At 41.5% G+C, this 9,935-nt stretch carries 8 protein-coding genes and 1 pseudogene; 4 read left to right on the forward strand and 5 right to left on the reverse strand.

The window, feature by feature from the left end:
- A pseudogene (locus tag WBM49_RS12265) lies at positions 1–161 on the forward strand (GTP cyclohydrolase); the annotation flags it as partial.
- A 20-nt stretch (positions 162–181) separates the two neighbouring features.
- Here the strand turns inward: WBM49_RS12265 and WBM49_RS12270 are convergent.
- The 3 genes from WBM49_RS12270 to WBM49_RS12280 all read right to left on the reverse strand — a co-directional run bounded on the left by WBM49_RS12270 (position 182) and on the right by WBM49_RS12280 (position 4,810).
- Positions 182–1,441 carry an aminotransferase class I/II-fold pyridoxal phosphate-dependent enzyme gene (locus WBM49_RS12270; RefSeq protein ID WP_424372342.1) on the reverse strand — a complete coding sequence of 420 codons (1,260 nt, stop codon included), beginning with the start codon at positions 1,439–1,441 and terminating at the stop codon, positions 182–184.
- A 124-nt stretch (positions 1,442–1,565) separates the two neighbouring features.
- Complete coding sequence (locus tag WBM49_RS12275; protein WP_424372343.1) at positions 1,566–2,606, reverse strand: PLP-dependent cysteine synthase family protein; 1,041 nt, start codon at positions 2,604–2,606, stop codon at positions 1,566–1,568.
- Between the two features lie 68 nt (positions 2,607–2,674).
- Positions 2,675–4,810: a S9 family peptidase gene (locus WBM49_RS12280; protein WP_424372344.1), complete on the reverse strand. Its 2,136-nt coding sequence runs from the start codon at positions 4,808–4,810 to the stop codon at positions 2,675–2,677.
- 61 nt (positions 4,811–4,871) lie between these two features.
- On the opposite strand from WBM49_RS12280, the gene WBM49_RS12285 reads away from it, so the two are divergent.
- Together WBM49_RS12285 and WBM49_RS12290 are read left to right on the forward strand one after the other, a co-directional pair.
- The gene (locus WBM49_RS12285; protein WP_424372345.1) at positions 4,872–5,198 is read left to right on the forward strand and encodes a YbaB/EbfC family nucleoid-associated protein; all 327 of its coding nucleotides are present in this window, start codon (positions 4,872–4,874) and stop codon (positions 5,196–5,198) included.
- 57 nt (positions 5,199–5,255) lie between these two features.
- Entirely contained in the window at positions 5,256–5,579 is a 324-nt protein-coding gene (locus WBM49_RS12290; protein WP_424372346.1) for a YegP family protein, read from the forward strand.
- On the opposite strand, the gene WBM49_RS12295 is transcribed toward WBM49_RS12290, so the two are convergent.
- Together WBM49_RS12295 and WBM49_RS12300 are read right to left on the reverse strand one after the other, a co-directional pair.
- Positions 5,565–6,596 carry a threonine aldolase family protein gene (locus WBM49_RS12295; protein WP_424372347.1) on the reverse strand — a complete coding sequence of 344 codons (1,032 nt, stop codon included), beginning with the start codon at positions 6,594–6,596 and terminating at the stop codon, positions 5,565–5,567. The two genes, WBM49_RS12290 and WBM49_RS12295, sit on opposite strands and share 15 nt — an antisense overlap.
- Before the next feature lie 13 nt (positions 6,597–6,609).
- A complete protein-coding gene (locus WBM49_RS12300) occupies positions 6,610–9,003 on the reverse strand; it encodes a zinc-dependent metalloprotease (protein ID WP_424372348.1) in 2,394 nt (797 codons plus the stop codon).
- Between the two features lie 190 nt (positions 9,004–9,193).
- Between WBM49_RS12300 and WBM49_RS12305 the strand changes: the two genes are divergently transcribed.
- Positions 9,194–9,935: circularly permuted type 2 ATP-grasp protein (locus WBM49_RS12305; RefSeq protein ID WP_424372349.1), on the forward strand; the 742-nt coding region annotated here is incomplete at its 3' end.

Raw genomic sequence — 9,935 nt, forward strand, 5'->3', positions numbered from 1 at the left:
CCATTATATTCAATGAATATTATGAGACCTTTAAAATAAAACAGGTTGAGACCTGCTATAGAACGCCTGAATTAGAGGATAACATTGCCATAAAACAACTATGGAAGCATTTTGACCCGGTCGTTTATAAAAGACGCCGGACCTATAAAAAGGTACTCTAGATGAGCTGTAAAAGGGAATATTATTCCCCCATAGCTGCCGCCACCGCCGCGGAGAGCCTCTTGTAAGTACCGTTTTCCAATCTTTCCCTAATCGCCGAGAAGGCATCCAGGGTAATAGAAATATCTTCCAGGGTGTGTGTAGCCGTTGGGATCATTCGCAGAAGGATCAACCCTTTTGGTATCACAGGGTAAACTACGATAGAACAAAAAATGCCGTAGTTTTCTCTCAGATCCTTTACGAGGGCCATTGCCTCTGGAATACTACCATTAAGATACACAGGGGTCACACAACTGGAGGTGGTGCCAATATCAAATCCTCTCTCTTTAAGACCAGATTGCAGAGCGTTTACATTCTCCCAGAGTTTTTCCTTTAACTCGGGCATTGTCCGCAACATGTCCAAACGTTTTAAAGCCCCTTTTACATAGATCATGGGTAATGACTTAGCAAACATCTGAGATCTCAGATTGTATTTTAGGTAGTCTATGATCTCCTTATCTGCAGCTAAAAAAGCACCGATCCCGGCTAAAGACTTTGCGAAGGTGGCAAAATAAACGTCTATTTCATCCTGCACTCCTTGTTCTTCGCCTGCCCCTGCTCCTGTTTTTCCCAGGGTCCCAAAACCATGCGCATCATCTACCAGAAATCTGAAGTTAAATTTCTTTTTAAGGGCTGCTATCTCTTTTAATTTTCCTTGTTCCCCTCTCATCCCAAACACTCCTTCTGAGATGACCAGAATGCCTCCTCCTGTTTGCTCAGCCATTTTGGTAGCACGCTCAAGGTTCTTTTCAAGGCTTTCTATATCATTGTGTTTAAAGGTGAAACGTTTACCCATATGTAACCTAACCCCGTCAATAATACATGCGTGAGCATCCACATCGTACACAATAATATCGTCTTTTGATACCAAAGCATCAATAGCCGACATAATCCCCTGATATCCGAAATTTAGTAGGTAGGACGACTCTTTATTGACAAAAGAAGCCAATTCTTTCTCCAATTGCTCGTGAAACACGGTATGCCCACTCATCATTCTGGCACCCATTGGATAGGCCGCTCCATATTCCAGGGCCGCCTCACCGTCTACTTTTTTAATCTCTGGCAAGTTCGCTAAACCCAGATAATCGTTGATACTCCAGGTAATAACCTCTTTGCCCTGAAATTTCATTCTATTAGAAATAGGGCCTTCTAACTTTGGAAAAACAAAGTAACCTTCAGCCTGTGAAGCCCATCTTCCCAAGGGGCCTTTATTTTCAATAATCCTGTCGAATAAATCTCTCATTTAACCGTGTTTGGTTTGTGCAAAAATATGGATTTTTGACCACGAATCATAAAATAATTTAGAGGCATAAAAAAAAGGCAGTGAATTTTAAATCACTGCCTTCCAAATATCATTTGAAGTCTCCTTATTTTATGATCTCCATTTTTTTATCCTGTGCCACCTTTACTTCTTCCATAAAGCCCTGGGCCTCCATCCATTTATCACTATAGACCTTGCTCATATAACGAGAGCCGTGATCAGGAAAAATAACCACCACATTGCTGTTGGCATCAAACTCTCCCTGTGCATCCAGTTGTTTCACAGCCTGAATAGCAGCACCGGAGGTATATCCGGCAAAAATACCTTCAGTACGAGCAATGGCCCGTGCTGTATGGGCACTGTCCTTGTCGGTTACTTTTATAAATTCATCAATGATCTTAAAATCGGTTGCATCGGGAATAAGATTCTTGCCCAATCCTTCAATGCGGTACGGGTAGATCTCATTCGCGTCAATTTTACCTGTTTCGTGATACTTTTTCAGTACCGATCCGTAGGCATCCACCCCAATAACCCGGATATTCGGGTTTTGTTCCTTTAAATACCTGGCCGTACCAGATATGGTGCCACCAGTACCACTACAGGCGATCAAATGAGTGATCTGACCGTTTGTTTGATCCCAAATTTCTGGACCGGTAGTCTTGTAATGCGCTTCAATGTTCAATTCATTGAAGTATTGATTGATATAAATAGAATTCTCTGTTTCCTCATGAAGACGCTTAGCCACTTCATAATAGGACCGTGGATCATCTGCACTCACATGTGCAGGACAAACATATACCTGGGCGCCCATTGAACGAAGCATGTCTATCTTATCTGGTGAGGATTTAGAACTGACAGCCAGGATACAATCGTATCCTTTTATAATACTCACCATGGCAATACTAAAACCGGTATTCCCCGAAGTAGTCTCAATAATGGTGCTGCCTTTCTTTAAGATCCCTTTGCGCTCTGCCTCTTCAATAATATAGGCAGCTATTCTGTCTTTTGAAGAATGCCCCGGATTAAAGGCCTCTAACTTGGCATAAAAATTCCCACTAAAATTTTTGGTGATGGTGTTTAACTTCACCAGTGGGGTACTACCAATAAGATCTAGGATAGAATTATGGGCTTTAATTGATTGTTCCATAAGGTTTGGTTCATGAAAGACCTAACTATAAACGGTTTTTCAGCGTCAAAATTACTACTTTTTTTTTATTATTGTTCTTTTCCTTCCAGATCTAGCAAAAAAGCGTATTCCTTGGCTGTCTCTCTCAGGGCCTCAAATCTGCCAGAAGCCCCACCATGACCAGCATCCATATTTGTGTCTAAAAATAATTGATTCTGATCCGTTTTTAATTCTCTGAGCTTGGCAACCCATTTGGCGGGCTCCCAATATTGTACCTGCGAATCGTGAAGTCCGGTTGAAACATAAAGGTTTGGATAAGCCTGTGCCTTTACGTTGTCATAAGGAGAATATGAAAGCATATAGTCGTAATAGATCTTGTCATCAGGATTTCCCCATTCATCGTATTCACCAGTTGTTAAGGGGATAGTATCATCTAACATAGTGGTTACCACATCTACAAAGGGCACAGCGGCAATTACTCCGTGATAAAGTTCCGGCGCCATGTTCACGATGGCCCCCATCAAAAGACCTCCTGCAGAACCACCTAAAGCATACAGATGTTCTGAACTGGTATACTGTTTTTCAATCAAAAACTTGGAGCAATCAACAAAGTCTGTAAACGTATTTTTTTTCTGTAAAAGTTTTCCATTTTCATACCAGGGTCTTCCCAAATACTCCCCACCCCTGACATGGGCAATGGCGTAAATAAACCCCCTATCTAAAAGACTGAGTCTGGCAGACGAAAAATTAGGATCTATAGTGGCGCCATAAGAACCGTACGCATATTGAAGCAATGGGCTGTTGCCATCTAATTTTGTGTCTTTGTGGTACACCAAAGAGATTGGGATCTTAACGCCGTCTCTGGCTGTTGCCCATACACGTTCGGAACGGTAATTCTCTTCCTTAAACTTTCCTCCAAGGACTTCCATTTGTTTTAAAACGGTTTTTTCCTTAGTACGCATGTTAAAATCAATAATTGAATACGGTGCAGTTATAGAGTTGTATAAATAACGCAAGGTCTCCGTATCATAGTCCAGATTTACATAGGGGAAGGCCACATAGGTCTCGCTATTAAAAGGCAGCTCGTAAGACGCCTTTCCATCCCATCGGGTAATCTTCATTTTATTTAAGCCGTTATCGCGCTCAGAGATCACCAAATATTCCTTAAAGATCTCAATATCTTCGAGTAAGACATCTTCCCTGTGAGCCAGAAATTCTTTCCAATTTTCTGATGACGTGGTATTTTCAGAGGTTTTCATCAATTTAAAATTGGTAGCTCCATCCTTGTTGGTCAGCACATAAAAATCGCTTCCGAAATGGTAGATGGAATATTCAAGACCTCTTGTCCTTGGTGAAAAAACAGTAAATACTCCCTCAGGATCATCCGCAGATAAAATTCTGTATTCTGAAGTAAGGGTGCTGTTAGATCCTATGATGATGTATTTCTTTGATTTGGATTTATACACATAAGTATTAAAGGTCTCATCGGTTTCATGATAAACGAGTACATCATCCTCTGTTGAAGTGCCTAGTACGTGCTTATAGATCTTATCGGACCTGAGCGTCACCGGATCTTTTTTAGTATAAAAGAAGGTTTTATTGTCATTGGCCCACACAGAGCCACCGGTCGTATTGTCTATTTTATCCTTGTATAATTCCCCTGTATCCAGGTTTTTAATCTGAAGTACATATTGACGCCTGGATATGGTATCCGTACCAAATGAGGCCATCGTATTGTCCGGGCTCACAGAAATCCCATTCAGACTATAATATTCGTGTCCTTCTGCCATAGAATTGACGTTGAACATAATCTCCTCTTCCCCCTCTAGTACTTCTTTTTTCCTGGAATATATAGGGTATTCCTTCCCTGTTTCATAACGCGTTATATACCAGTAACCATTGCGTTTATAAGGAACAGAAGAATCATCTTCCTTGATCCTAGACTTCATTTCCTGGAAAAGTTCTTCCTGAAATTCTTTGGTATGCGCCGTTTTAGTCTGATAGTATTCATTTTCTTGTTCCAGATAGGAAATAACTTCAGGATTTTCCCTGTCATTGAGCCAGTAATAGTCATCTACACGAACATCTCCATGCATTTCCAACTGCTTGGGTATCTTTTTAGCTTTAGGGGGGGTCACTGCGATCATTTCCTTATTTTGGTTTTGGCAAGAAACCGCAAAAATAATACTTAATAAGAGAAACAGGGTCTTTTTGGATTTATGCATCAATGAATGTTTTAGAATCGCGCCAAATTAGTAATTTTGTGGGACCAAGAAAAATAAAGTTATGATCGGAGATTTAATGGGCATGATGGGCAAGCTCAAGGAAACACAAGCGAAAGTTGAAGCCACCAAACAACGAATGAATTCTGTACTTGTTGACGAGAATTCTGCCGACGGGATGTTAGAAGTAACGTTGACCGCTAACAGAGAGTTGAAATCTATCCGCATAGACGACGAACTCCTGAATGATAAAGAGCAGTTGGAGGACTACCTGATCCTTATTTTGAACAAGGCCATCGCAAAAGCAACGGCCATACAGGAGGCAGAATTAGCTGCAGTGGCCAAAGAAGGGATGCCTAATATTCCCGGAATGGATTCATTTCTAAAATAAGGACTTTGGCCCCGGTGCTTGTATTTGACTGTTTTAAATTTGTATCTTTCAGAGGCTATGATCAATATAAAAAAAGAAAAAAATAACAGCTACCGCTTCTTTGTTACCTCAGAAGAAGGTAATTCCTTGTTACAAAGTGTTCCTTTTTCTTCAAAAAAAGAGTTAGATACCACGGTAAAAGAATTGTCACCCTTAATGAATAAACCATCTGTTTTTGAGCGAAAAACCAGTTATAGCGGTAAATTTCATTTTACCTTAAAGAATAAAAGTGGGAATGTCATAGGCACCAGCAATACTTATACATCCGAGGCTGGGATGGAAAATGGGATTACGAATGTACGCAATAGGATCTCTAACCTCACCCGATCAAATCCCCTCTAAAGAAGCGATTATTTTTAATGTATGGGCGTGCATTTCTGCCGTATAGTCCATATGTGTTACCATTCGTAACTTCCCCTGCCCCATGCCAATGATCAGAATATTATTCTTAGATAAGGCATCCAGGAATTTGGCCGTAGGACATTGCTCCTCATTAATTTCAAAAATGATGATATTGGTCTCAATAGGCTCAACCTTTTTTACAAAGGATAGTTTTTCCAATTGTTTTCCCAACTCGGAAGCTTTGAGATGATCCTCCGCCATACGTTCTAGATGATGGTCTAGTGCATAAATGCCAGCGGCAGCCAAAAAACCGGCTTGCCTCATGCCTCCCCCTAATACTTTTCTGATTCGCAACGCTTTATCCAGGTATTCCTTTTTTCCAACTAAAACAGAGCCCACAGGACAACCTAGCCCTTTGCTTAAACATATACTTATAGTATCGAATAAGGAGCCATACGCCTTAGGATCCTCTCCTTTGGCTACCAAGGCATTCCATAGTCGCGCTCCATCCAAATGATATCCCAACCCATGGGTATCACATACTTTTCGGATAGCGATTAATTCCTGAAAATCCCAACACGCACCACCTCCTTTATTCGTTGTATTTTCTATGCATACCAGGGAGGTTAGCGGACTATGGTAAAAATCGGGCGGATTGATGGCAGCCTCTACCTGGGTGGCCTTCATCATACCCCTGTCACCATCCACCAATTTACAGGACACCCCACTATTAAAACTTACCCCTCCCCCTTCATAATTGTACACATGTGCGTACTTGTCGCAAATAAGCTGATCTCCGGGATTTGTATGCAGTTTTATGGCCGTCTGATTGGTCATGGTGCCACTTGGAAAAAACAAGGCGGCTTCCATTCCGAAAAGATGTGCGACTTTTTCTTCCAGGGCGTTCACGGATGGGTCCGACTTAAATACATCATCCCCCACCCGGGCGTTCATCATGGCCTTTAGCATCCCGGGAGATGGTTTGGTTACAGTGTCGCTGATAAGGTTTATTTCCATAGTAAAGGCTTACTTAATTTGCACAATCCATTCCAATGGGGGAGCCATCTGGTATCTTGGGAGCAGCAATTACTTCAAACTCTTCCGGATCTTCCATAAAAACACTGATCCTTCTGGCCATTTCTTTTAGATCGGCATCGGAAGAACTCATATACGTTGTTTTTAGATCCCTAAGGAAGTCATTGGCAATTGCATTAACCTGTGGATGAACCTCTTTATGGGCTGCCAGGTTCATGATATGAAACAAGACCCGATAATTGATGGTTTTCTGAACTTGCATACGGTAAGCATCCTTATGCGTCTTCATAAGCACTTCGGCTTCCAGGCCTTCCATAACATCTTTTAATCCTATTTGATCCGGAACCAGGCTTTTTTGCTGGATAAGCCTGGAGGCTCTCTCGGGGTGCAACAGAAAGCCAAGGGTCATATCGGCAGCGGTTTCTGGAGCAGAAAGGGCATCAAAAGACACTCCTGTCTTTCCATTAAATGATTCGCGGGTTCGGTTAAAGCCTATAGCTCTTGGAGGAAATAAGCTAAGCTTGGCTGAAGGAATAGCAATTACTTCTGCATCCAAGGTTTTAAAGAGGCTTTTTAGTGATTTTTTCTGTTCTTTAGCTTCCAATGGTGCCACCACCAGCTGGCCATCTCCTTTTACGGCGTAGTTATAATTTAGTCCGCCAATGCTTTTAGCCACGGCTTCTGTTTGATAGCGGTGGAAAAAATACAAGGGAACAAAAACATCTTCCAATTCTGAATTAGCCTCACCTTTTCTGATATTGTCCATTCCAAAGTTATCGATAGCCTTGGCCCTGAGACCAAGCATTCTGTCTAATTCCTCACTGGCACTGCTTCCATTATCCCATAAATGTCCAAGTATATGGGCACTACCCATGGGACGGGAATCCTGATCTGAGATATACCGCAGGCCCTGTTGCTGTGCATTCTCTAAAATACTATTGAGTCCTTCTTTTTCCGGCGTTCCCTGAGGAAAATCAGCATAAGAATAAGCCACCGTTGTCTTGTCCCAATCTCCTATACCCGTGGCATAGGCTTGAGAAAAATCGATCACACCATTCGTAAGTGCTATATACGGATGCGGATAGTCCATAACAGACGCCCTGTTATTGGTACTGGCCGCAAAATTATGGGCAAACCCCAGAGTGTGCCCTATTTCATGAGCCGATAGCTGTCTTATCCGTGCAAGTGCCATCTGCAGCATAGGATTGGTGTTATCATCACTTTGCGCAAATGGTTTATTCATTAGGGCTTGGGCAATTAGAAAGTCTTGTCGTATTCTCAAACTTCCCAAACTTACATGTCCTTTAATGATCTCGCCTGTTCGGGGATCGGTAATGCTGCTGCCATAGCTCCAACCCCTGGTAGAACGGTGCACCCACTGTATGACGTTATAGCGTACATCGAGCGGATCTGCATCATCCGGGAGCATTTTTAACTGAAAAGCATCCTTGTACCCAATGGCTTCAAATGCCTGGTTCCACCATCTTCCACCTTCCAGTAAGGCAGAACGCACAGGTTCTGGAGTACCATTGTCCAGATAGTATACAATAGGCGCCTTAGCTTCACTCACCGCTGCATTCGGGTCCTTTTTCTCCAATCTGTGACGTGTCACAAACCTTTTTAGAAGAGATTTCTCCACCGGTGTTGCATAGTCGTAATACGTAAAAGGATAGGAACCCGAACGTGGGTCGAATTCCCTCATTGTGTAACCATTGTCCGGCAGTTCAATAAATGAATGATGCTGTGAGACTGTTACAAGTTCAGCATTTGGAGCTACCGAACGTATATTGCCACCCTTGGGTTCCCCTTTAAAGGTTAGCATCAGATCAAATTCAATATTTTTTGGAAAAGCCTTTGTGCGCGACAGATCGAAGGCACTTTTGGACTTATCAAGGCTATAGGATCCCTGATTGGTACGTTTTAATCGTTCGGAAACACCATGTGCGTCCTGCATCAAAAAATCAGTGATCTCAATAATAAATGTGCCATTTTTCTCTTCCACTATGGGAAAGCCAAAAAGAATAGATTTCGCAAAGGCCTGCTCCACAGATTTCTTCTCAAGGGCATTCTCTGTAAGGGCTCTGTATTTGAGATTAGGCTGTATTAAAAGTAGCTTGTTACCTGCTTTTTTAAAATACACAACTTGTTCATTTCCAAGTTGTCCTCTGTCTAAACCTATATCGTTACTTCCAATACCACTACTCAAGGAATACACATATAAAAACTCCTTTTCCAGCTCCTTTACCTCCAAATAGGCCTTATCGCTTTCTGCATCGTAATAAAAGGAGAACAGGCCCTCATATTTTGTATAATCTTTACTCTTTTCAGCGAACTGCCCAAAGCCCGTATGGCAGAAAAAAAATCCAATAACAAGTAGCGTATATTTCATATCTATAGATTAGCTGCTAAATTTATATAAATTACTAAGAACGATCACTGCCTCAACAGAAATTCCTTTGGCGATTTCCTCGAATAATCATGATTCCTCTTGTCAAATTGTCAATTTCAACCCGGAATAATTGTTAATTTCCTTTCTCAATTTTATTTAAAATCCGTTATATTGAACCAAAGAATTTTATATGCCCAAAGCAGCTAGCACCATATTTTCTTCATACCAGCGAGATCCATCACTTTTTGATGAGATATATGATAAAACCGGACAGGTAAAAGAGATTTATAACAAGCTTTTTCAGTTGTATGGCGGGCATTCCATACCAGATTATATGAGCCTGAATGAAAAGGCGAGATCGTCCTTTTTTAATCAAGGCATCACTTTTCAGGTATACGATGATAAACAGATGCAGGAAAAGATTTTTCCTTTCGATCTCTTTCCTCGAATAATTGATGCTAAAGAATGGGAGGTCATTGAAAAAGGGGCAATTCAACGCAGCAGGGCCTTAAACCTGTTTTTGTGGGATATTTACCACGATAAAAAAATATTAAAACAAGGCATTGTTCCACTAGAGCTGGTAAGTTCTTCTGAAAACTATCTACATCAGATGATGGGCGTGGATCCCCCAGGTGGCATTTACAATCACATATCCGGAACTGATGTCATAAAACACAAAGATGGCAAGTACTATGTGCTGGAAGATAATATTCGTTGTCCTTCTGGGGTTAGCTACGTAATTTGTAATCGTACGGCGCTTAAACGAGCCCTTTTTGGGGTATTCAATCACTACGAAACACACACAGTTACCAACTATGCAGAAAACCTGTTAGATCTGCTTGAATCTGTCAAACCTAAGGGCGTAGATATTCCCAATACGGTGGTAATCACCCCGGGAATGTACAATTCGGCTTTTTACGAACATTCGTACC

Origin of the sequence: Muriicola sp., assembly GCF_049669965.1 — a bacterium.
Taxonomy (GTDB): Bacteria; Bacteroidota; Bacteroidia; order Flavobacteriales; family Flavobacteriaceae; genus Muriicola.